Below are 21331 nucleotides of genomic sequence, written 5' to 3' on the forward strand. Positions count from 1 at the left end.
GCCGATACGCTATTTATCTGAAAAGCTTTCTGTATTTACTTCATTCAGGAGCGGGTCAGGCTGTTCTGCTGGTGTGCTGAAACTTTGGTTAACATTCTGGAACTGTCTGGTCTGCACGGTCTGTAGATAATGCGTCAAAAGAATAATTCTGTTGGAGCCGGGCACGATGAAAATTCTGAGTCAATTAAAAATAAGAACGCGTTTACTAGTAGCCGTATTGGTGCCGGTTCTGCTTACAGCGGCAACCCTTGCCTGGATCACTGCCAGCCAAATTCAGGCGAATGGCGAGGAAGAGCTCAAGCGCCTTGAAAGCAGCCTGCTGGAAGCACGAAAGGGCGGCCTCAAAAATCTGGTGGATGCCGCCAGGGCGGTTGTTATGGAGGCCAAGAACGACCCGGCGCTCAGTGAGCGGGAAGCGAAAGAAGCGGCTGCAAAACGTGTGCGATCCATACGTTTCGATCAAACCAATTACGTGTTCGCCTACACCCGGGACGTTAACAACCTGGCCTACGCGCCAGACCCGTCCAAAGAAGGCCCGACCACCAACCCAACCCTGAGAGGGCTGGTGGGGGATCTCTTTGACGCCGGTGAGGGGGACGGATTCTATGGCTACGAATGGGTGAACCCCGCCTCCGGCAATGACGAGCCGAAAATGTCTTATTCCACCATCATTCCGGACTGGGACTGGATGGTTGGTGCGGGTGTCTATATCACCGACATTCAGGAAGAGGTGGCGGCTGCCCGACAGGAAATCGAGGAAAACATGGCCGCTACATTGGGCTTTATCCTGCTGGTAACGCTGGTTGTGGTGGTTATTGCGCTGGTTATCGGCCTATTGGTTGGCCGCACGGTCACGACACCGCTGAAAAACGTCAGCAACATCATGCAGGAAATCGCCGACGGTGATGGTGACCTGCGCCAGCGCCTGCCAGATGAAGGCACCGATGAGCTCGCCGAACTGGGCCGGCGTTTCAATGGGTTCGTGGTCAAGATCCAGACCACCATCCGCGAGGTGGGCTCCACCACCGATCAGGTGGCGTCTGCTGCGGAAGAACTCAGCCGGGTGGCGAACGAGACCCGCGCCTCGGTTCAGGAACAAGGCTCGGAAACGGATCAGATTGCGTCCGCCATCAATGAGATGGCTGCCACCATTCAGCAGATTTCCGGTAACGCCAATGAGGTGGAAAGTGCCGCTTCGGACGCCGATCGCATGGCGCGGGATGGTGGCGAGACGATTACCAACGCCCAGGCGGCGGTCAATAAACTGTCTGGCGAAATTGAGGAAACTGCTCGCAGCATTAATACCCTGGCGGAAAAATCGGATGACATTCAGCAGGTGCTTGACGTTATCCACGCCGTTACTGAACAGACCAACCTGCTGGCGCTGAACGCTGCCATTGAGGCCGCCCGCGCCGGTGAGCATGGCCGTGGCTTCTCGGTCGTGGCGGATGAAGTTCGCCAGTTGGCCAAGCGCAGTGCGGAATCCGCCGATCAGATTCGTGAAATGATCAGTGGCTTTGTAACCGAATCGCGGTCAGCGGTTGATCGGATGAACGCCTCCCGTGATCACTCCACGGACACCGTTGAGCGCATCAATCACGCCACCACCGCGCTGGGTACCATCGAAACATCCGTGGGCCAGATCCACGATCAGGTAACGCAGATCGCAGCGGCGGCGGAGCAGCAAAGCCAAGTGGCCGAAGAGGTCAATCAGAATGTGGTGCGCATCGTGGACGCCGCCCAGCGCAGCGACACCGGGGTTACCCAGACTAACGAAGCCAGCCAGGAACTGGCCCGCCTGGGTGAGAATCTGCGCGATCTGGTGGGGCAGTTCAAGGTATAGATTGATCCGGAAAGGGAACCCTTTCTCTCCGTCGTTCGTTTATTGATGACAGGGCGTCAGCTTTGTGACCAACAATAACAAGGACGGATGAGACCATGACACCTACAATAAAACTGGGCGGGATTGCTTTGGCGGCAATCCTGCTTTCCGGCTGCCTGAGCAGCAGCGGTGGTGATGACAACTCGAATGCCCCGGCACCTGTCGTCGGGGGTGATCAACAGGTCTTCAAGGCAACCCTCAGGCGAACGGCCTTCGGTATCCCCCATATTGAAGCCGATGACTTCGCGAGCATGGGCTACGCCTACGGCTACGCCCAGGCGGAAGACAATCTCTGCCTGTTGGCTGAAGACACCCTGACCATCCGTGGGCTCCGTGCCCGGTTCCTGGGTGCCGGCGGAACCTACCGGATTCCTTCCAACGGTGCGACGACCACCAACCTCAATGCTGACTTCTTCTGGCGGGCCACGGTAACGGATGAGGCCATACAGCCCCTGAAAACCGGCAGCGATCCGGAGGTTGGCGAAGCTTCCCGTGGGTTCGTTGCCGGGTTCAATCGCTACCTGCGGGAGCTGCGCAACGGTGAACACCCCGGCCGCCACGAAGCCTGCCGTGGCGAACCCTGGCTGATGCCGATGGCAGAGGATGACATGTACCGACGTTATCTTCGCCTTGCGGTACTGGCGTCTTCATCGGTATTTGTGGACGGGGTAGCAACAGCCCGGCCACCGGCGATGGACGTGCCAGAGCTTTCCGCCGACGAGATTCTCGATGCGCTGGCCGCTGCCGGTGTTGAGGATAACGGGGACCTGCCGTTCCCCTTTGCGGACGAACTTCCCATTGGCAGCAACATGTATGGATTGTCGGCCGGAGCCAGTCGTTCTGGTGAGTCCATGTTATTCGGAAATCCCCATTTTCCCTGGGAAAAAACCGAACGTCTCTACCTGGCTCATCTCAAGGTCGGGGACCAGGCCGAGATCATGGGCGCGGCTCTCTATGGCCTGCCTGCGGTGCTGATAGGCTTCAACGAACACTTTGCCTGGAGCCACACCGTTTCCACGGCGTACCGTTTCAGTTTCTACGAACTGACCCTGAACCCTGCCGACCCGACCCAGTACCTGTATGAAGGCGAGTTTGTGGATATGGACGCCACCGACATCACCGTGCAGGCGATGGATGACAATGGCGAGGTGAGTGACGTAACCCGTACGCTCTACCGCTCCCGCTACGGGCCGCTGCTGATCTTTGAAGCGGCTGGCGTGCCAATTCTGAACTGGTCGAATGCCAAAGCGTACACCCTGCGTGATGCCAATGCCGAGAACGACCGCTTACTGAACCAGTTTTTCCGCTGGAACCAGGCTGACAGTTTCGAGGAGTTCGTGGAACTCCACGGCAGCGTACTTGGCGTGCCCTGGGTAAATACCGTGGCTACGGGACCGGGCAAGCCGGCTTACTATGGCGACTTGACAGTGGTGCCCAACGTACCGGACACCAAGGCGCAAACCTGCGCCACGGCGCTGTCACCGGTGTTCGACCTGCTTGCCCCGGGCCTGCCGCTGATGGACGGCGGCCGTGCCGATTGCCAGTGGGACACGGATGCGGACGCTCCGGCAAAGGGCATTTTCGGGCCCTCGAATCTTCCGGCATTGCAGCGGGACGACTGGGTGCATAACTGTAACGACAGCCACTGGGTCTCTAACCCGGCGGAGCCGCTGACCGGATTTTCCGCCATCATTGGTGATGAGGAAACGCCACGCACGCTGCGCACCCGTAAATGCATGGAACAGGTGATTCAGCGCCTGGACGGTTCGGATGGTCGCCCCGGCAGCACCGGGTTTGATGTCGCCAACCTGCAGGATATGGTGCTCGACAGCTCGCTTCAGTCCGAGCAATTGGCACGGGAAGATGTGCTGAGTGCCTACTGCCCGATCGGCGTGCTGCCGGGCAGTGATGGCCAGCCTGTGGATATATCCGGTGCCTGCTCTGTTTTGCAGCGCTGGGATGGTACCCACAATCTCGATTCTGTCGGCGGGCACATCTGGCGAGAGTTCTGGCGCAATGTGGATCCGTTACCTGTGGAGTCCCTCGACAAATGGCTGACGCCCTTCGATCCCGCGGATCCGGTCAATACGCCGGCGATGCTGAATGTGGCCAGCCCGCTGATTCAGGCGGCCTTTGCGGACGGTGTCAAAGCCATACAGGACTCACCAATGGCCATGACATCCGCCATGGGCAAACTCCAGGTGTCCGGCATTCACGATTCCGTGATCCCTCTGTTTGGCGGAGAAGGGTTTGAGGGTGCCTTTACCATTGCCAGTTCACGGCCAAACGATCTTAGCGATGGCCGGTACGATGTGAACTACGGCAACAGTTACATCCAGACCGTCACCTGGGATGAAGCGGGGCAGCCGGTGGCGGAGGGGTTTGTGACCTATTCCCAGTCGACCGACCCGGCATCGCCCTGGTTCAGCGATATGACGGAAGCCTATTCCGGCAAGCAATGGATTCGTTTCCCCTATCAACAGGATGAGATTGAAGCCGATCCGGAATTGGTGCGTTATCGCTTGGTGGAACTGGAACGCGACTGATTGAAGTGACCAGGCCGCGGGCGCGGGGATTAGCGCCCGCGGCATTGGCTAAGCGGTATTTGGCACGCTACTATTGTCGGGATTATCAGAAAATAACCGGTAATAGGTAATACGATGCCAACAATGACAATTCGCAACTCTATCCTTGCGGCTTTTGCGCTGATGCTGTCTCTCGTGAGCACTTCGCTGATGGCCGAAAAAACCTACACGATTCGACTGGCGGAAACCTGGGGGCCGGGGTCGCCCATTCTGGGGGAAACTCCCCGCAGTATGGCCGCCATGGCTGAAAAGATGTCCAACGGGCGTCTGAAGTTCCGTATTGATTCCTCCAACAAGCACAAGGCTCCGTTCGGGATTTTCGATATGGTGCGCCAGGGCCAGTATGACATGGGCCATACCGCGTCCTATTACTACAAGGGCACGATTCCCAACGCCATGTACTTCACCACCGTGCCGTTCGGCATGCTGGCTCCGGAGCAGTACGCCTGGTTCTATTACGGTGGTGGCATGGAGTTAATGGAAAAGGTCTACCAACCCCATGGATTGCTATCGTTCCCGGGTGGCAATACCGGCAACCAGATGGGCGGTTGGTTCCGCGAGGAAATCAACTCCCTGGAGGACCTGCAAGGTCTGAAAATGCGCACACCGGGCTTTGCCGGCGAAGTCATGTCGGAAATCGGCGTGGCGGTGACCAACATTCCACCGGGTGAGCTCTATACCGCCCTGGAACGTGGCACCATCGACGCCCTGGAATGGGTCGGCCCGGCGCTGGATCTGCCGATGGGCTTTCACCAGATTGCCGATTACTACTATTCCGGCTGGCAGGAACCGGGCGCGGAAGTGCAGTTTTTGATCAATCAGGAAGTCTGGGACAGCCTGCCGGAAGACCTGCAGGAAATTCTGCGCGTGTCCATGCGCACCGCCGCCTATGACATGTACAGCCAGAGCACGCACATGAGTGCCGAAGCCTGGGACCGCATGAAAGAAGATTACCCGAACGTGACCCACAAAACCTTCCCGCCGGAAGTCATTGATGCCCTGCGGGATGCCACCAACAAACTGCTGGAGCAGGAAGCGGAAAAGGATCCGTTGGCGAAGGAAATCATCACCTCCCAACGTGATTATCTGCGCAAGGTTCGTAAATGGACCAACATTTCTGACAAGGCGTATCTGAACAGTATTGCCACTGACTGATCAGGCAATGTCGAAGAAGGGCACGCGCGGGTATCGATAAAAACCCGGCGCGGCCTATAATCAGGGCAGATCAATCCGGAAGGTCGTGTTCAGGATGGGCTCTGTAACTCTTTTATTCATCAGGCTGTGTGTCATAACCGCCTCTTTTGCTCTGTTCGGTAGCGCCTCCGCCGCGCCCCTGCCGCTGTCTGAAGGTTGGGAATACCGCTGGGGCGATTCTCCTTTCACCGAAAGCGGCCGTCCGGAATGGGCCCTCGCTGACGCCGCGGATGGCGACTGGCACACCATCGGCTTTCCTTCGGGCCCGCCCAACCGGCAGGGCCGCGAGCATGTCTGGTTCCGTATCACGCTGCCAGGCGGAGAGTGGCGTGAGCCGGTGCTGTACATCTTCAGCGTGGACTTGATCTTTCAGGTGTACTTTGAAGGTGAGCCGATCTACCAATACGGCACCTTTGACGATGCGGGGCGTGGCCGGTTTGAAGGCTGGCCTTGGCACGAAGTCGCGCTGCCTCAGGGGTTTGAGGGTAAGCCGCTGTATTTCCGCGTGTTCTCCAATTACACCGATATCGGCCTCTGGGGCGAAGTGTCGATCATGGATCGGCCGGATCTGGTGCTCTATATCCTGAAAAACTCCCTGGAAGCGTTAGTTATTGCCGGGTTTTCGGCGCTGATCGGGTTACTTGCGCTTATTTTCGCGTCTTTGCAAACCGAGAAAAAGAGCTTTGGCAGTATTGCCCTGTTTGCTTTCTCGTCGGCTACCATGCTGCTGGCTGAAAGTCAGGCGAGCCAGTTGTTATGGCACGCACCACTGATCTGGGATTACGTGTCGGCGGGGTCTTATTATCTGTTGCCGGTGGCGATGGCGCTGTTACTGGAGCAGTGGCTCACGGATCAGCGTCCGTGGGTGATTAATCTGATCTGGAAATTTCACCTGCTTTATGCGACAGCGGCACTAGGGTTAGCGGCCATCGGGGCTATTGACCTGTCTTCAACCTTTCCACTATTCGATGGGCTGTTTCTGATCACTTTGGTGACCATCATCCTGGTGGTGATTCGAAGCTTCCGTAACCTGATTATGGAACAGCGGGTTATCTTGCTGACGTATGGGTTTTTCTGTGCGTTGCTGGTGGTGGATATGGGCGTTGCCCATGGCATCTTGCCCTGGGGCAGAGTGCCGGTGAGCTGGGGCACGTTGTTGTTCTCGCTCTCCGTGGTGCTGATTTCGCTGTGGCATTACGCCCACAACCAGCAGGCACTCCATGTGTTAAACCTGTCCCTCGAACAGCAGGTAACCGAGCGCACGCGAAAGGCCGAATCGCTGGTGCGGCGTGAGCAGGCGCGGGTGAGACTGCTCACGTTCGAAAATGAAAAGAGCCGTATCCTCAATGACATCATTGCCGGCCTCCAGGATTGCCTGAGCCTCAGCCAGGCCCTTAATTATCTTGCCCGGGTGATGCCCGATTTGTGCAGCCCCCTGCGAGGGGCGCTGTATCAACGCGTTGATGACGGCAGGGCGTATGACCGCCTGGCCTACTGGGGGTATGCCGGAGAGGTGCCGGGTTTTTCGCCAACCCTCGACACCTCGGGAGACATCCCCCAGCCAACCCCGCTTCCGTCCCGTTATCGTGCCTTGCCTGACAGTGACCCCGCTGACGAGGAAGCCGGGGTCGAAGGCACTGTGTGCTTTCACATTGATGTGCAATCAGCCAGCGAGGGCATGCTGACCTTGGGACTGTTGATGGTGGAAATTCCGGAAAATTTTGCGCTCCAGGGCAGTGATTACGGGGCCGCGCGCCTGTTTCATGCCCTGGATCAGGGCTTGCAACGCATTGGGATTACCCTGTCCAGCATCAGCCTGCAAGAAGACCTCCAGAAATACTCTTACGAAGATGCTCTGACCGGCCTTAAAAATCGACGTTATTTTAATCAGTTACTGGAACACGAAAACGCAGTGGCCGAGCGCAGTAAAGTGCCTCTTGCCCTGCTGATCGTGGATATAGATCATTTCAAGCGGTTTAACGACAACCATGGTCACGAAGCGGGCGACAGCGCGCTTCAGTCCGTGGCAAGGGTATTGTCGCAGCAGTTCCGGGATAGTGACGTGGTCTGTCGTTTTGGTGGCGAGGAGTTTGTGGTCATCATGCCCGGGGCCAGCCTCTCCGGTGCTCGGGAGAAAGCCGAAGACCTGTGCCGGCGCATGCGCGCTACGCCCCTTCACCATGGCAATCAGGACCTTGGGTTTATCACTCTGTCAGTGGGCGTGGCCGCATGGCCTGAATGCACAGACGACACGGAAACCCTGCTCGGGCTTGCGGATCGGGCATTGTACAAAGCCAAGGAAGGTGGCCGGGACCGCATCGAAGGCTGCCCGGCAGACTTACCCGCCGGGCTGGGTTGAAGGCGGTTCAGACGACCAGTGTGGGGCACTTCGCCATGCTGGCTACCCGGTGCGACACGCTGCCCAGCAGCATGCCGTCTTTATCGCTGTGAGTGCCGCGGCTACCTACGACGATCAGGTCGGCTTCCTTGTCCTGGGCGAATTTGACGATCACCTTGGAGGGTCTGCCCCCCTTCACAAACCCTCGAACTTTGGTGGCCCCGTGCTCCTTCGCGAGGTCTTTGGCGTGGTTGACCACGCCTTTGGCATACTCGGAGAGGGCTTTGTCGGGAATATCGATGTCGACCGGCCGGCCCATGGAGAGCGATGCTTCAAACAGGCTGTGGTGCTTGTAAACACAAAGAATAACAATCTCCGTGCCCACCATCAGCTTCTGCAGCTCTATTGCCTTATCCAAAGCCTTTAATGAGGCCTTGGAGCCGTCAACTGCCACCAGAATTCGCTTGAACATCTGTGATCTCCTGAGCGCTGTGTTGTCCCGTTTCGTCCGTCAGCCCGGATACGCCAGGTCGCGAAGGAACAAGGCGATCTGCGGGAAGGCTATGAGCAGGCCGGCTGCCGCCACCAACATGAAGATGAACGGCGGTGTTCCCCGGATGACTTCCCAGTATGGCCGCTTGAAGATCGCAATGGCCGTGAAGATGTCACAACCGAATGGCGGTGTGGCGGAGCCGATGGCCACCTGCAGCGTTATCAGCACACCGACGAGTACCGGGTCGAGCCCCGTGGCCTGGATGGCGGGGGCAAAGATCGGCGTCAGCACCAGTATGACCACAATGGGGTCAACGAACATGCAGGCCACGAAAAAGGCAACACAGATTGCAATCAGCACACCGACCGGGCCGGCTTCATTGACCCCCACGGACTCCAGAATCGCCTGCGGGATCTGCGCAAATGAGATGATCCAGGAGAAGCCATTGCCGACCGCCACCAGGATGAACACCACGGCGGTAATGAGACCGGTGGACTTGGCGATGCGGTAAATATCGGCCAGCTTGAGTGAGCGGAAAATAACGAACTCGAGCAGGAATGCATAGAGCACGCACACGGCGGCGGCCTCGGTCGGGCTGAAAATGCCGCCGTAGATACCACCGACAATGATCACCGGGAAAAACAGTGGCCATAAGGCTTCCCGTATGGAGCGCCCACGCTCGCCCCAGGTTGCTTTCGCTTCGGTGGGGACATTGTTCTTGTAGGCGTAGACCAGGCAGTAGAGTGAGAACATGAACAGAATCATGATTCCGGGACCAATGCCGGCGATGAACAGCTCGGCGATGGAGGTCTCGGAAATAACGCCGTAGATAATCATGCCGATGCTTGGCGGAATCAGGAAGGCAATGTCACTGGAGTTGATGATCAGTGCCAGCGAAAACGAGTCGGAATAGCCGGCTTTCAGCAGTTTCGGGCGTAACGGCGAGCCGACGGCAACCACAGTGGCCTGGGTTGATCCGGAGACCGCACCAAACAGGGTGCAGGAGGTGGCGGTACTGATTGCCAGGCCGCCTTTGATGTGGCCGATAAACGCCATCACCATGTTAATCAGGCGGTCGGCAGAATGGCCGCGGGTCATGATGTCCGCCGCCAGAATAAACATGGGCACAGCAATCAGTGAGGCGGGTCGGATACCGCCCATCATCTGCTGGATAAAGGTTCCCATCTGGCTGAAGCCATCAAACATCATTACGAACCCGACCACGGCCGCAGTGGTCAGGGGGATCATCATCGGGAAGCCCAGCAGCAGTAGCCCGATCATGATCAGCATGAGTATCGTTGTCATGAGCGTGTCCTTCCTTTCTTGTTCCAGCCTAAGGCCAGATCAGACTTCCGATTCGGTATCAGCGTAGCCGTCCACCACACCCGTGGAGAGATAAACGTCTTTGCTGGTGAAATTTTTAACCGCAGTCAGCAGGTACTGAATGCCGGTAACTGCAAAACCGATGGGAACCCACACGTAGATAATCCAGATCGGCAGACTGAGCGCAGGAAGGATCCTGCCGCGACCATACAGCGTTTCGATGTAGCCGTAGGAGTGATAGCACAGGAAAAACATCACCGCCGAGGTAAACAGCGCAATGATGATCATCAGCACTTTTCGGCCCATGGTTGGCAACACATCGTAGAAAGCCGACATGCGGATATGCCGACCGTGCCGAGCGGCGTAACCAATGCCGGCAAAAGTGATCAGTATGATGAGGATGCGGTTAACTTCACCGGAAAAAAACAACCCCGAGCCAAACACAAAGCGGCCGATGACATTAACGCAGGTGTTAACGGCCATGAGAATGACGCCAACGGCCAGCATGACGGCCTCGGTTTTGGCAATCCATTCATCAATAGTGCCCAGAATGCCGGGCAGGCCAGATTTGTAGGTACCGGTATCGTCTTCGAGATCCGGGGATGCGTCGGACATGGTATGTGCTCCAGAACATGTCGCGCCCGGCGGGGTTGAGTCCCCGGCGGGGCGGGGTAATAACGCGCCGACGAACCTGGCAGTTCGCCGGCGGTTGCCGTTTTATTCGCCCTGAACGGCTTCGAGGTCGGCCTTGAACTGTTCGAGCAGTTCCTTGCCACGGTCCCCGGTCATTTCGATGAACTTGGCTTCAACCTGTGGCGCACGCTGGCGGAAGGTTTCGATCTGTTCTTCGTTCAGACGGGTGACGGTGACTTCATCGCTGCCCTCTTGGATTTTCGCCAGTGCTTCGTCGGCAAGACCGTCGATGTGCTCCAGGATTTCCTCGTAGGCGTGATCAGACGCATCCCGAACCAGTTGCTTGTCATCATCTGACAGACCGTTGTAGAAGTCCTGGTTGGCCATCATGGCGGTGGTGAACCAGCCGTGACCGGTGAAGATCAGGTTCGGAGATACTTCGTACAGACCACCGGATTCAATCCAGAAGATCGGGTTTTCCTGACCCTGAATCATGTTGGTCTGCAGTGCGCCATACACTTCACCCCAGGGCAGCGGGGTCGGTGTGGCACCGAACGCATCGTAGGTTTCTGACAGAAGCGGGTTGGTCATAACCCGGATCTTCTTGTTGTTGAAATCTTCCGGCGACGTGGCTTTCTCGTCGAGCGTGACCACCATCTCCCCTTCCGGGTACATCTTCAGCAGCTCAAGGCCGTTCTCGGAGTAGAGCTCCGGAAAGTCTTCGTTGATGGCCTTGCTCTGGTTAAAGAACTTGACGACGGTGTCCATGTCCGTTGGCAACAGGTACGGAATGAAGAAAATTTGCGCTTCCGGAATCAGCGAACCGGTGAAGCCGGGAGACTGGTTGACGAAATTCAGGATCCCCGCCTGGGTCTGCTCCATGATGTCATCGGATTCGCCGAGCTCACCAAAGCGGTATACTTTCACGCTGTGTTCGGAATTCTCTTCCACGTATTCCTTGAACTTGTAGGCAAACACATCCTGGACATCACCCTCGTATTCTTCGTGCGCGTAACGCCACTCTGCCGCAGAAATGGAGTTGGCTGCAGTCATTGCTGCGAAGGCCATCGCTGATATACCGGCCAGTTTTCTGAACTTGCTCAAGCTATTCATCGTGTTGTCTCCGTTTGATTTTTTTGCTGCAAACTGTTGTTACATTATTCAAGACTGGCAAAACAAAGCAGTTTTCGCAAGAAAATGGCTAATTTACATATCTGGCAAGGTACAGGTTAAAATGATAGCGAAGGCTCATGATCGCGTCCCGGGGATACCTGGGGTGACGGTGAGACACTCGTGCAAACGGAAAAGGATGAACCCATGGACAGGTTTTGGCGAGGCTGGCGATTAATTCTGGCTGGCATTGGGGTGGCGATGCTGGCGATACTCACCGGCTGTGTATCCCAGCCGTTACCGGAGGAGGGCGGGCTGGAATCCGCTGTGCCGCTGACCAATACCTATTGGAAACTGCAGGAAGTGGCGGGTGACCGGGTGTCGGAAACCGGCGCTGCCAGCGAAGCCCACCTGATCCTCCGGGACGATGGCGTGGCCAATGGGTTTGGTGGCTGCAATGCGTTTCGCGGTGAATACGAGGTCATCGATCACCGCAATCTGGTGTTCAGCCGCATGGGCAGCACGCGGCGGGCGTGTCAGGGTGAGGGTGATCTGGAACAGGCCCTGTTCGAGGCAATGAAAAACACCGCCGGTGTGCAGATGGACGGGTATCGGTTGCAACTGCTCGATGCCGACGGTGATGAACTCGCCGAATTTGAGGCTATAAACCAGCCCTGATCAGAAACTGGCGGAATTCAGCCACCACCCGCGTCAGGCTGTTTTCGAGGCGATGGCCGTCGGGCAGCATCAGGATCGGTAAAGCCTGTTGGTCTGCCAGCGAGAGCACCGGCATGGCCGGAACCACGTCGTCGTGCCAGCCGTGGATGATCTGAACGTGCTCGGCCTGAACGATCGGGCTGGACTGCGGGTAGAGGGACAGCGCCAGTGCCGGGGCGAGCAGGAAGCAGCCGAGCACAGGCCGTTCGGCACTGGTTTGTGCGCACACCCAGCCACCCATGCTGGACCCGGCGAGAATAGTGCGCTGAGGCACCGCTCCGGCCTGTTCCATGGCGCTGTGCATCTGCGCCAGGCGGGTGGCCGGGTCTTTCGTGCTGCGATGATCAACCGCCACGGCGGTGACGCCGGGAAAGGCCTCCGCCGCCGCTTTCATGGCCTGGATCTTGGTGCTTCCCGGGCCGCTTTCGAGGCCATGGGAAAGAAACACGTGGGTCGTTTCTGTGCTCATGTCTGGCTGAGTATGTTCAGCGCGCGGCGGCGCTTTTGCGGATCGTAAATATCGACCGTGAACATGATTTCGTCCACGTCGACGGTGTCTATCAGCCGGTCCAGTTGATCCCTGACAACTTCCGGGCCGCCAAGGACCTGCAGCCCCAGGAAATCCCGCACACTGGCCTCTTCACCGGCATTCCACAGGCCGTCCATGGTATCCACGGGCGGTTTCATCCACAGCGGTTGCCCGCGGAACAACGCCAGGATGCGTTGGTAGCTGGTAGTGGCCAGCCACTGAGCCTCTTCGTCGGTGTCCGCGGCAACCGCGGGTACCGCCAGCATGGCGTAGGGTGACTGTAGCTGCTCTGATGGCTGGAAATGGTCGCGATACACCTTCAGCGCTTCACGGTAGAGCCGGGGGGCAAAATGACCGGCGAAAGCGTAGGGCAGACCACGCATAGCCGCCAGTTGAGCGCTGTAAAGGCTGGACCCCAGAAGCCAGATCGGTACGTTGGTGCCGGCACCAGGAATGGCCTTGACGGGTTGCCCGGGCTGCAACGGCCCCAGCAGTGTCTGCAGGCGGGCTACGTCCTCCGGAAACTGCTCCGCGCCCAGGCCGTCGCGCCTCAGAGCACGGCTGGTGATGGGGTCGGTACCGGGCGCGCGACCCAGCCCCAGATCAATCCGGCCCGGGTACAGGCTTGCCAGCGTGCCGAATTGCTCGGCAATCACCAGCGGCGGGTGGTTTGGCAGCATCACGCCCCCGGAGCCGACACGCAGGGTGTTGGTTTGGCCGGCAATATGGCCGATCAGCACGGAGGTGGCGGAACTGCTGATGCCTTCCATGTTGTGATGTTCCGCTAGCCAGAACCGTTTGAAACCCAGTTCCTCAGCGTGTTGGGCGTAGGCCACGCTATTGGCGAGCGTGGCACCGACGGAATCTCCTTCGCGAACGGAAGCCAGCTCCAATAGCGAGAAAGGCGGGCGTGATGGCATGTGGTACTCCGGCTGCATCGGACGGTCGGGTTAAAGATCGATCACGATGGGTGGATTCAGGGGTTGGAAGCAGCCGGTACAGGTGCTTGCATTGATATACCGGCACTGGCCAATCTGTTGCTGGCCATAACCCTCATGGATGTGCCCAAAGATATGGAGCTTGGGAGCGAGAGTTTCAACCGCCCTTGTGAGATCTTCACAGCCAACGTTGAGGAAGCCAGTGGCGGTGGGGACCGCATCGAGAATGCCAGCCGGTGGTCCGTGGGTGATCAGCACATCGGTGCCTGCCGCAATTTGTGCCCATCGCTCGGCCATTCGCTCGCCGCGCTCAAGGTTAAACGCCCAGTTAAAGAACACCGGTGTCCATGGGCTGCCCCAGAAGGTCAGGCCTTCCAGCTCAAAGCTGCTGTCCTGCAGGTAGTGGGCATTCTGAACCAGGGCACGTGCGTCCTGGGGTTCATCCTGAAAGCACCAGTCGTGATTGCCGGCGATGAGAATTTTGTGGCGGTGGGGTTGCTCGGCAAACCAGCTATCGAGATCTTCCAGCTCTTCGAGCGTACCCACGCCAAGGCAGTCACCGGCGTGGATCAGGATGTCGCCTTCGGGCACCTGGATCTGACGGTGCATGCTGTGGGTGTCGGAAATGCAGACCAGCCTCATGTTGCGGTATCCGTGTCATGGTATAGGTTGTGGTAAGGGGACTTTCCCTGTTCCTACCTTAGCATTGCCGGTTGATCTGTTGTGAGGCCCTTCTGTAAGCCACGGTTCAGCGTGTCCTCCGGGAAAGGTTTCTTTAACGGGCTGATTGTGTAAATTGGTAGGTGTCGAAGACTTCATCCGTTCCGGAGGACGCCAGCCAATGACCGCGCAGTTCTACGATGCAGCCCCGAACGCTACCCGGGTAGCCCCAGCCCGGGAAACGGAGCGGCACTATCCCGACAAGCCGGCGGAGGTGTCGCTGTTTGGCACCTGCGTGGTGGATCTGTTTTTCCCCGAAGCCGGCCTGGACGCCATTCGCCTGCTGGAACAGCAGGGCATTGGTGTGCATTTCCCGCAACAGCAGAGTTGTTGTGGCCAGCCAGCCTGGACCTCCGGTTACCGTGACGAGGCCAGAGCGGTGGCGCTGGCGCAGCTTGATCTCCTGGACGACGGTCGTCCGGTGGTGGTGCCCTCGGGTTCCTGTGCCGGTATGTTCCGCCACCACTACCGGGAACTGTTTGCCGGCGAACCGCACAACCTTAAGCGGGTCGACGATCTGGCCGAGCGCACGTTCGAGCTCACCGAGTTTCTGCTCAAGGTTTGCAAGGTGCAGCTCGTTGACGGTGGGGAGCCGCATAAAATTGCTCTGCACACCTCCTGCACGGCCCGCCGGGAAATGAACACCCATCTGCATGCGCGGGAGTTGCTGGCCCAGCTTGACCAGGTAGAGCGGATCGACCACGACCATGAAAGCGAATGTTGCGGCTTTGGCGGCACGTTTTCTGTGCGCATGCCGGATATTTCCGGTGCGATGGTGCTGGACAAGACCACCGCGCTGCGGCAATCAGGGGCGGTCGAAGCCATCAGTGCTGACGGTGGCTGCCTGATGAACATCAACGGCGCTCTGGAAAAGCAGCAACAGCCCTTTCGTGGCCGCCATCTGGCCAGTTTCCTGTGGGAGCGTTGTGGACCACAAGTGGGTGAACAGAAGCGTCGTGGACCACAAGCGGGTGGAGGTAACTCATGAATCGACGCATTCCGGTCACCGAACTGGCCACTGATTTTAAAGGCCGCGCTCATGAGGCGCTGGCGGATTCGCGGCTGCGAAAGAACTTCCGCACCGCCATGGACTCGCTGATGCGCAAACGTGCAGACGCGTTCACCGATGAGGCGGAGCGGGAAGGTCTGCGGGAGTTGGGTAACCGCATTCGCGCGCGATCACTGTCAAACCTGCCGGATTTGCTTGAAGAACTGGAAACCAAACTCACCGCCAATGGCGTGAAAGTGCACTGGGCGGAAACCACCGAGCAGGCGAACGAGATCGTGCACGGCATTATCGATGCCCGCAATGGTCGCCAGGTGGTGAAGGGCAAGTCCATGGTCAGCGAAGAGATGGAGATGAACGACTACCTCGCTGACCGGGATATCGAATGCCTGGAATCCGACATGGGCGAGTACATCGTTCAGCTCGACGGTGAAAAGCCGTCTCACATCATCATGCCCGCGATTCACAAGAACGCGCAGCAGGTATCCCAGTTGTTCAGTGACAAGCTGGGAGAGCAAGTGTCAGACGATGTGGACGAATTGATCCAGACCGGCCGCCGTATTCTGCGCCGTAAGTTTCTGGACGCTGACGTGGGGGTGTCTGGCGTCAACTTTGCCATCGCCGAAACGGGCACGCTGCTGTTGGTGGAAAACGAGGGCAATGGCCGCATGAGCACCACGTCGCCCCCGGTACACATTGCCGTGACGGGCATTGAGAAAGTGGTGTCGAACCTGCGGGATGTGGTGCCGTTGCTGTCCCTGTTGACCCGCTCGGCACTCGGCCAGCCCATCACCACTTACGTCAATATGATCTCCGGCCCGCGCAAACCCGATGAGCTGGACGGCCCGGAGGAAGTGCACCTGGTACTGCTGGACAACGGTCGCACCGGCGCATTCGCCGATGCCCAGATGCGCGAGACTTTGAACTGCATCCGCTGCGGTGCCTGCATGAACCATTGCCCGGTGTATACCCGGGTGGGTGGTCACACCTATGGCGAGGTGTATCCGGGGCCGATCGGGAAAATCATCACCCCTCATATGGTGGGATTGGACAAGGTGCCGGATCACCCCAGTGCATCGTCCCTGTGCGGGGCCTGCGGGGAAGTGTGCCCGGTCAAGATTCCCATTCCCGACTTGCTGCAACGGTTGCGGCAGGAGAATGTTCAGTCGCCGGACCACGAGCCGAAAGCGGTCAAAGGAGCGGGCAGCAAATATTCCCGTAAGGAACACGCCATGTGGCGGGGCTGGGTCATGCTGAACACACGCCCGGCGTTCTACAAACTGTTCCTGTGGGCCGCCACACGCTTCCGTGCCCTCGCGCCGAAACGGGTGGGGCCGTGGACTGAAAATCACAGTGCCCCGGTGCCCGCCGCCCGCTCCCTCCACGATCTCGCCAGGGACCATCTGCGCAAATCATCTACCGGAGGCCGGAAGTCATGAGCGCCCGTAGCAACATTCTCAACAAGCTCAGAACCAGTCTGGAAGGCACCGTTCCGCGCCCGGATGAGTTTGACGAAGCCCTGGTGACCGGCCCTTGGCGTTATCCGCCACAGGAGCGGGTGGCCCAGTTACGCACCCTGATGGAAGCGGTTCATACCGACGTGCATGAAATAGCGGAGGCCGACTGGCCTGACGTTGTGGCGCAGTTGCTGGCCCAGCGCGATATTGCCAGCTTGCTGTACGCTCCCGCCACGCCTCACGGGCAGATGCTGAATCAGGCCTGGCAAGATCGCGCCGACACCCCGCAGCTGCGAGCCTATGACCGCCCCATCGAACAGTGGAAAGCCGAGTTGTTCAACGACGTGCCAGCGAGCCTGACCGGCACCGTTGGCGCTATCGCCGCCACCGGCTCACTGGTGCTCTGGCCGGACCGCCACGAACCCCGGCTGATGAGCCTGGTGCCGCCGGTGCATATCGCTTTGTTGAGGGCCAGCGAGATCCATGACAATTTCTACGATCTGATCACCGCACACAACTGGGCTGCGGGCATGCCCACCAACGCACTGCTGGTGTCTGGCCCATCCAAGACCGCCGACATTGAACAGATTCTGGCTTATGGTGCCCATGGGCCGAAGGAACTGATTGTGCTGGTGCTGGAAGACGCCTGACTTTAGCGCCCCTGGAAGCGCGCTGGCCGCTTGGCTAGAAAGGCGGCCACACCCTCCTGAAAATCGGCGGTTTCCGTGATGTCGAGAAACGCCTGCCGCTCGTATTCAAGATGCGAGGCCAGGGTGTTGCCGTCGGCGTGGTCCATCAGCCGACGAAACGCTCCGAATGATCGGGTGGGTCCGGCGGCTACCTGATCCACCGTCCGGGCCACCGTGTCATCGAATTCCGCTGCCGCTACGGCTTTGTTGATCAGCCCCCACTCGAGCGCTTCGGATGCGGTCAGGGTTCGCCCCAGAATCATCATCTCCGCGGCGCGGGTCGCCCCGATGCGGTGAGGAAGAAACCAGCTTCCGCCACAGTCGGGCACCGCGCCAATACCGTTGTAGCCGATCAAAAAGCGCGCGTTTTCTTCGGCAATGATCAGATCCGCCGACAACGCCAGGCTGAGCCCGGCACCGGCGGCCGCGCCTCTGACGGCGGCGATCACCGGCGCGTCGATGCTGCGTAGCTGTGTAATGGCCGGGTTCAGCGCCTCCAGCATGTGTTGGATAACCTGGCGCGCCTGTTCCGGTGTCCCGCTCATGCTGGCAATATCGCCGCCGGCCATGAACGCCCGTCCGCTGCCGGTCAGCACGATAGCGCGCAGCCCATCCCGGGCTTTCAGGTCTGTCACCGCGTCCAGAAACGCCCGCGCCATGGCCACGTTGATCGTGTTCAGAGCCTCAGGGCGGTTGAACGTCAGGGTTGCAATCCCGCGGGTCTCATCGAACCCGGAAAGAACCGTGTCTGTTGTCATTGTTGTTTTCTCCTGGCCGAAAAATGTTTGCTGTGCTGCAACTTTTTGTCGGTCGCATCCGTTTCATCATAGGCCATATCGGCTTGGCTATTGTCACAGGAATAGACTACTTTAAACGTGGCTCAGGTAACTGACCTGACGATAACAACAATCATAATTCTGGTTAAGCGGGACACGATGTGAGTATCCTTGAAATCAGTAACCTGTCTCTGTCTTTTGGTGGTGTGAAGGCATTGCAGGATGTCAGCTTCCGCGTGCCGGAAAACACCATTACCACCATCATTGGCCCGAACGGTGCCGGCAAAACGTCGCTGTTTAATTGCATCTCCGGGTTCTACAAGCCCCAACAGGGGACCATCCGTTACCAGGGTGAGCTGCTTAAAGGCATTCGCCCCCCGGCCCGGGCGGCCATGGGCCTGGCCCGTACCTTTCAGAACATCGCCCTGTTCCGGGGCATGACGGTGCTTGATAACATCAAGCTCGGTGCCCACGTGCACATGAAAAGCGGCCTGCTGAGTTCGCTGGCGTATTTCGGGCCGGCCCGCCGGGAGGAAATGTCGATTCGCCGGGAAGTGGAGCATCGCATCATCGACTTTCTGGAAATCGACCACATTCGCCGTCAGCCGGTGGCCAGCCTTTCCTACGGCTTACAAAAACGGGTGGAACTGGCCCGTGCCCTGGCCATGCGCCCGACCGTGCTGATGCTGGATGAGCCGGTGGCCGGCATGAACCGGGAGGAGAAGGAGGACATGGCCCGGTTCATTCTTGATATTCGCGAAGAATGGGGTATCACAGTGCTGATGGTGGAGCATGATATGGGCATGGTGATGGATATTTCCGACCACATCGCCGTACTCAACTTCGGCCAGGTGATCACCGAGGGCCTGCCGGCAGACGTTCAGAACAACCCCGAGGTGATCAAGGCGTACCTGGGCAACAGCGATATCGACAGTCTTCGCAGGAAACTGAATTCCGATGCGGAGGCTGCTTGATGGATTGGCTGTTCTTCGGTGAAATCAGTCTGGCCGGCCTTGCCATGGGTGGGCTTTACGCGCTGATCGCCCTGGGCTTTGTCATCATCTACAAGGCAACCCGGGTCATCAACTTTGCCATTGGCGAAATCATGATGTTCGCCGCCTACCTGTTCCTGGCGTTTGCCGGGGGCATGGAGCTGTCTGCCTGGATCGCGCTGCCGCTGGCGGTGCTGGGGGGCGCGGTGCTCGGCGGGGTGATCGAGAAAACCATGATCCGGCCGATGCTGGGGGAGTCGCCCATCGCGGTGGTGATGGTTACCATTGGGCTTGCCAGCATTCTGGTGGGGCTGGTGGAGTTTATCTGGACCGCAGACCCGCAACTACTCCCCAGCTTCCTGCCCCGGGAACCGGTGTTTATCGGTGAGCTTTATCTGGCTCCGAAACTTGCCTATGGGTTCCTGATCGGCTTTTCGCTGTTGATTATCTATCTGCTCTATTTCCGTTTCTCCCGGGGTGGCGTGGCGCTGCGTGCGACCGCGTCCGATCAGGCGGCGGCCTATTCCATGGGTATCAATGTGCGCCGGGTGTTCAACCTCGCCTGGGTGTTTGGGTCTTTGGCGGCGTCGCTGGCGGGTGTGCTGGTGGCAGCCACCGGTGGTCTCAGCCCCCAGTTCGGGATCGTCGGGCTGAGTGTTCTGGTGGTGGTTATTGTCGGTGGTCTGGACAGCATTCTGGGTGCCCTGGTGGCTGGCGTGTTCATTGGTTGGCTGGAAACCGTGGCAGGGGCCTACCTGGGCGGTGAGTACCGAATGCCGGCGACCTTTCTGGTGTTGGCAGTGATTCTGGTGATTCGACCCTATGGCCTCTTTGGCACCCACGAAATAGAGCGAGTGTAAGATGCGCATTGGTGACGCAAAAGAAACCTACGTGGCCGACGAGGCCATCTGGACCAGCCCGACACAGACGTTCTGGTTTGCCCTGCTGATGGCAGTGCTGCTGGTATTCCCGTTCCTGGCCAATTCCTATCTGCTGTACCTGGGATGCCTGGTGGGTATTGCCGTGATCAGCACCACCGGGCTTAACATTCTCACCGGGTTTACCGGCCTGATTTCCCTGGGCCAGGCGGGCTTTATGGGGGTGGGTGCCTACACCGTGGCGGTGATGTCAACGCACACCGCATTGCCGTTTCCACTGGTGCTGGTGTTGGCCGGCCTGGCCGCCGCCGCGGTGGGTATTCTTGTGGGGTTGCCATCGCTGCGGGTCAAAGGTCTGTACCTGGCCATCGCCACGCTGGCGGCCAGTGTGTTCCTGCACTTTATATTCGCGGAGTGGGAAAGCGTTACCGGTGGCATGGAGGGCATGAGCTTTGCGCCGGCGCACATGTTCGGATTTACTTTCCGCAGCGATTTTGCGATGTATTTCATCATCCTGTCAGTCGCTGTGCTGGCGCTGTTTGCCGCAAGAAACCTGTTTCGCACCCGGGTTGGTCGCGCGTTTATTGCCATCCGTGACCGGGATATCTCGGCGGAAATCCTCGGCATCTCGCTGTTAAAATACAAGCTTATGTCGTTCGCCCTCAGCTCGTTTTACGCCGGTGTGGCGGGTGGTCTGTTTGCCTACTTCTATCGGGTGGTCACGCCGGAGAGTTTTCCGCTGTCTATGTCGATTTTCTACCTGGCCGCCGTCATCGTCGGGGGCATGGGCAACCTGCTGGGTGGCGTGCTCGGTGCAGCGTTCATGACCCTGGTACCGGAGGCGCTAAAGTTGCTGACGTCGGCGTTGACGCCGTTTTTCCCGAATGCCCCGGTGTTCATGTCACCGATGCTGGAAATTATTTTCGGGGCCCTGATCGTCGGCTTCCTGATCTTTGAACCACACGGGTTGGCGGAAATCTGGCGTCGTGTCCGCCGGTTCTTCCACCTGTGGCCATTTCGCAACTAGCGGTGTATTCATTCTGAACCGGTATTAACAACAAAAAGCAAGGA

19 protein-coding genes are annotated in these 21331 nt (G+C 58.5%); 11 read left to right on the forward strand and 8 right to left on the reverse strand.

Annotated elements, in window-relative coordinates:
• Nucleotides 1–166 precede the first annotated feature (166 nt).
• The 4 genes from WD429_RS08695 to WD429_RS08710 all read left to right on the forward strand — a co-directional run bounded on the left by WD429_RS08695 (nt 167) and on the right by WD429_RS08710 (nt 8020).
• Entirely contained in the window at nt 167–1843 is a 1677-nt protein-coding gene (locus tag WD429_RS08695) for a methyl-accepting chemotaxis protein (protein ID WP_368421783.1), read from the forward strand.
• Nucleotides 1844–1938: 95 nt separating this feature from the next.
• Entirely contained in the window at nt 1939–4428 is a 2490-nt protein-coding gene (locus WD429_RS08700) for a penicillin acylase family protein (protein ID WP_368421784.1), read from the forward strand.
• Nucleotides 4429–4551: 123 nt separating this feature from the next.
• The gene (locus WD429_RS08705) at nt 4552–5622 is read left to right on the forward strand and encodes a TRAP transporter substrate-binding protein (protein WP_368421867.1); all 1071 of its coding nucleotides are present in this window, start codon (nt 4552–4554) and stop codon (nt 5620–5622) included.
• Nucleotides 5623–5716: 94 nt separating this feature from the next.
• Complete coding sequence (locus tag WD429_RS08710; RefSeq protein WP_368421785.1) at nt 5717–8020, forward strand: diguanylate cyclase; 2304 nt, start codon at nt 5717–5719, stop codon at nt 8018–8020.
• Nucleotides 8021–8027: 7 nt separating this feature from the next.
• Here WD429_RS08710 and WD429_RS08715 read toward each other — a convergent pair whose 3' ends face one another.
• The 4 genes from WD429_RS08715 to dctP form a co-directional block, all read right to left on the reverse strand.
• Nucleotides 8028–8471, reverse strand: coding sequence for a universal stress protein (locus WD429_RS08715; RefSeq protein WP_368421786.1), 444 nt, complete (start codon nt 8469–8471; stop codon nt 8028–8030).
• Between the two features lie 39 nt (nt 8472–8510).
• The gene (locus WD429_RS08720; RefSeq protein WP_368421787.1) at nt 8511–9797 is read right to left on the reverse strand and encodes a TRAP transporter large permease; all 1287 of its coding nucleotides are present in this window, start codon (nt 9795–9797) and stop codon (nt 8511–8513) included.
• A 39-nt stretch (nt 9798–9836) separates the two neighbouring features.
• Entirely contained in the window at nt 9837–10430 is a 594-nt protein-coding gene (locus tag WD429_RS08725) for a TRAP transporter small permease (RefSeq protein WP_368421788.1), read from the reverse strand.
• 102 nt (nt 10431–10532) lie between these two features.
• Nucleotides 10533–11561: a TRAP transporter substrate-binding protein DctP gene (gene dctP / locus WD429_RS08730; RefSeq protein WP_368421789.1), complete on the reverse strand. Its 1029-nt coding sequence runs from the start codon at nt 11559–11561 to the stop codon at nt 10533–10535.
• Between the two features lie 204 nt (nt 11562–11765).
• On the opposite strand from dctP, the gene WD429_RS08735 reads away from it, so the two are divergent.
• A complete protein-coding gene (locus tag WD429_RS08735) occupies nt 11766–12236 on the forward strand; it encodes an META domain-containing protein (protein WP_368421790.1) in 471 nt (156 codons plus the stop codon).
• Here the strand turns inward: WD429_RS08735 and WD429_RS08740 are convergent.
• From WD429_RS08740 to WD429_RS08750, 3 genes are read right to left on the reverse strand one after another with little or no spacing between them, the layout of a single operon-like run.
• Entirely contained in the window at nt 12220–12744 is a 525-nt protein-coding gene (locus tag WD429_RS08740) for a YqiA/YcfP family alpha/beta fold hydrolase (RefSeq protein ID WP_368421791.1), read from the reverse strand. The genes WD429_RS08735 and WD429_RS08740 overlap by 17 nt on opposite strands.
• Nucleotides 12741–13724 (reverse strand): LLM class flavin-dependent oxidoreductase, encoded by a 984-nt coding sequence (locus WD429_RS08745; RefSeq protein WP_368421792.1) that lies wholly within the window; start codon nt 13722–13724, stop codon nt 12741–12743. The genes WD429_RS08740 and WD429_RS08745 overlap by 4 nt, the downstream gene beginning before the upstream one ends.
• A 30-nt stretch (nt 13725–13754) precedes the next feature.
• A complete protein-coding gene (locus WD429_RS08750) occupies nt 13755–14384 on the reverse strand; it encodes a metallophosphatase domain-containing protein (RefSeq protein WP_368421793.1) in 630 nt (209 codons plus the stop codon).
• A 199-nt stretch (nt 14385–14583) separates the two neighbouring features.
• On the opposite strand from WD429_RS08750, the gene WD429_RS08755 reads away from it, so the two are divergent.
• Genes WD429_RS08755 through WD429_RS08765 form a run of 3 tightly spaced genes read left to right on the forward strand, consistent with a single transcriptional unit; the run spans nt 14584 to nt 17575 of the window.
• Entirely contained in the window at nt 14584–15450 is an 867-nt protein-coding gene (locus WD429_RS08755; protein ID WP_368421794.1) for a (Fe-S)-binding protein, read from the forward strand.
• Nucleotides 15447–16907: a LutB/LldF family L-lactate oxidation iron-sulfur protein gene (locus tag WD429_RS08760; RefSeq protein ID WP_368421795.1), complete on the forward strand. Its 1461-nt coding sequence runs from the start codon at nt 15447–15449 to the stop codon at nt 16905–16907. Before WD429_RS08755 ends, WD429_RS08760 begins: the two co-directional genes overlap by 4 nt.
• Nucleotides 16904–17575, forward strand: a complete 672-nt coding sequence (locus WD429_RS08765) for a lactate utilization protein C (RefSeq protein WP_368421796.1) — start codon at nt 16904–16906, stop codon at nt 17573–17575. Before WD429_RS08760 ends, WD429_RS08765 begins: the two co-directional genes overlap by 4 nt.
• Nucleotides 17576–17577: 2 nt before the next feature.
• On the opposite strand, the gene WD429_RS08770 is transcribed toward WD429_RS08765, so the two are convergent.
• On the reverse strand, nt 17578–18372 hold the full coding sequence (locus WD429_RS08770) for an enoyl-CoA hydratase-related protein (RefSeq protein WP_368421797.1): 795 nt from the start codon (nt 18370–18372) through the stop codon (nt 17578–17580).
• Nucleotides 18373–18551: 179 nt separating this feature from the next.
• On the opposite strand from WD429_RS08770, the gene WD429_RS08775 reads away from it, so the two are divergent.
• From WD429_RS08775 to WD429_RS08785, 3 genes are read left to right on the forward strand one after another with little or no spacing between them, the layout of a single operon-like run.
• Complete coding sequence (locus WD429_RS08775; RefSeq protein ID WP_368421798.1) at nt 18552–19364, forward strand: ABC transporter ATP-binding protein; 813 nt, start codon at nt 18552–18554, stop codon at nt 19362–19364.
• Nucleotides 19364–20242: a branched-chain amino acid ABC transporter permease gene (locus WD429_RS08780; protein WP_368421799.1), complete on the forward strand. Its 879-nt coding sequence runs from the start codon at nt 19364–19366 to the stop codon at nt 20240–20242. Before WD429_RS08775 ends, WD429_RS08780 begins: the two co-directional genes overlap by 1 nt.
• A gap of 1 nt (nt 20243) precedes the next feature.
• Nucleotides 20244–21287 carry a branched-chain amino acid ABC transporter permease gene (locus WD429_RS08785; RefSeq protein WP_368421800.1) on the forward strand — a complete coding sequence of 348 codons (1044 nt, stop codon included), beginning with the start codon at nt 20244–20246 and terminating at the stop codon, nt 21285–21287.
• Nucleotides 21288–21331 lie beyond the last annotated feature (44 nt).

Source organism: Marinobacter sp., assembly GCF_040904845.1.
In the GTDB taxonomy this organism is placed as follows: Bacteria; Pseudomonadota; Gammaproteobacteria; order Pseudomonadales; family Oleiphilaceae; genus Marinobacter.

Excerpts from the sequence above, each read along its gene's own strand:
- WD429_RS08695 (WP_368421783.1), top strand. The coding sequence starts at position 167 with ATGAAAATTCTGAGTCAATTAAAAATAAGAACGCGTTTACTAGTAGCC.
- WD429_RS08700 (WP_368421784.1), top strand. The coding sequence starts at position 1,939 with ATGACACCTACAATAAAACTGGGCGGGATTGCTTTGGCGGCAATCCTG.
- WD429_RS08705 (WP_368421867.1), top strand. The coding sequence starts at position 4,552 with ATGACAATTCGCAACTCTATCCTTGCGGCTTTTGCGCTGATGCTGTCT.
- WD429_RS08710 (WP_368421785.1), top strand. The coding sequence starts at position 5,717 with ATGGGCTCTGTAACTCTTTTATTCATCAGGCTGTGTGTCATAACCGCC.
- WD429_RS08715 (WP_368421786.1), bottom strand. The coding sequence starts at position 8,471 with ATGTTCAAGCGAATTCTGGTGGCAGTTGACGGCTCCAAGGCCTCATTA.
- WD429_RS08720 (WP_368421787.1), bottom strand. The coding sequence starts at position 9,797 with ATGACAACGATACTCATGCTGATCATGATCGGGCTACTGCTGCTGGGC.
- WD429_RS08725 (WP_368421788.1), bottom strand. The coding sequence starts at position 10,430 with ATGTCCGACGCATCCCCGGATCTCGAAGACGATACCGGTACCTACAAA.
- dctP (WP_368421789.1), bottom strand. The coding sequence starts at position 11,561 with ATGAATAGCTTGAGCAAGTTCAGAAAACTGGCCGGTATATCAGCGATG.
- WD429_RS08735 (WP_368421790.1), top strand. The coding sequence starts at position 11,766 with ATGGACAGGTTTTGGCGAGGCTGGCGATTAATTCTGGCTGGCATTGGG.
- WD429_RS08740 (WP_368421791.1), bottom strand. The coding sequence starts at position 12,744 with ATGAGCACAGAAACGACCCACGTGTTTCTTTCCCATGGCCTCGAAAGC.
- WD429_RS08745 (WP_368421792.1), bottom strand. The coding sequence starts at position 13,724 with ATGCCATCACGCCCGCCTTTCTCGCTATTGGAGCTGGCTTCCGTTCGC.
- WD429_RS08750 (WP_368421793.1), bottom strand. The coding sequence starts at position 14,384 with ATGAGGCTGGTCTGCATTTCCGACACCCACAGCATGCACCGTCAGATC.
- WD429_RS08755 (WP_368421794.1), top strand. The coding sequence starts at position 14,584 with ATGACCGCGCAGTTCTACGATGCAGCCCCGAACGCTACCCGGGTAGCC.
- WD429_RS08760 (WP_368421795.1), top strand. The coding sequence starts at position 15,447 with ATGAATCGACGCATTCCGGTCACCGAACTGGCCACTGATTTTAAAGGC.
- WD429_RS08765 (WP_368421796.1), top strand. The coding sequence starts at position 16,904 with ATGAGCGCCCGTAGCAACATTCTCAACAAGCTCAGAACCAGTCTGGAA.
- WD429_RS08770 (WP_368421797.1), bottom strand. The coding sequence starts at position 18,372 with ATGACAACAGACACGGTTCTTTCCGGGTTCGATGAGACCCGCGGGATT.
- WD429_RS08780 (WP_368421799.1), top strand. The coding sequence starts at position 19,364 with ATGGATTGGCTGTTCTTCGGTGAAATCAGTCTGGCCGGCCTTGCCATG.
- WD429_RS08785 (WP_368421800.1), top strand. The coding sequence starts at position 20,244 with ATGCGCATTGGTGACGCAAAAGAAACCTACGTGGCCGACGAGGCCATC.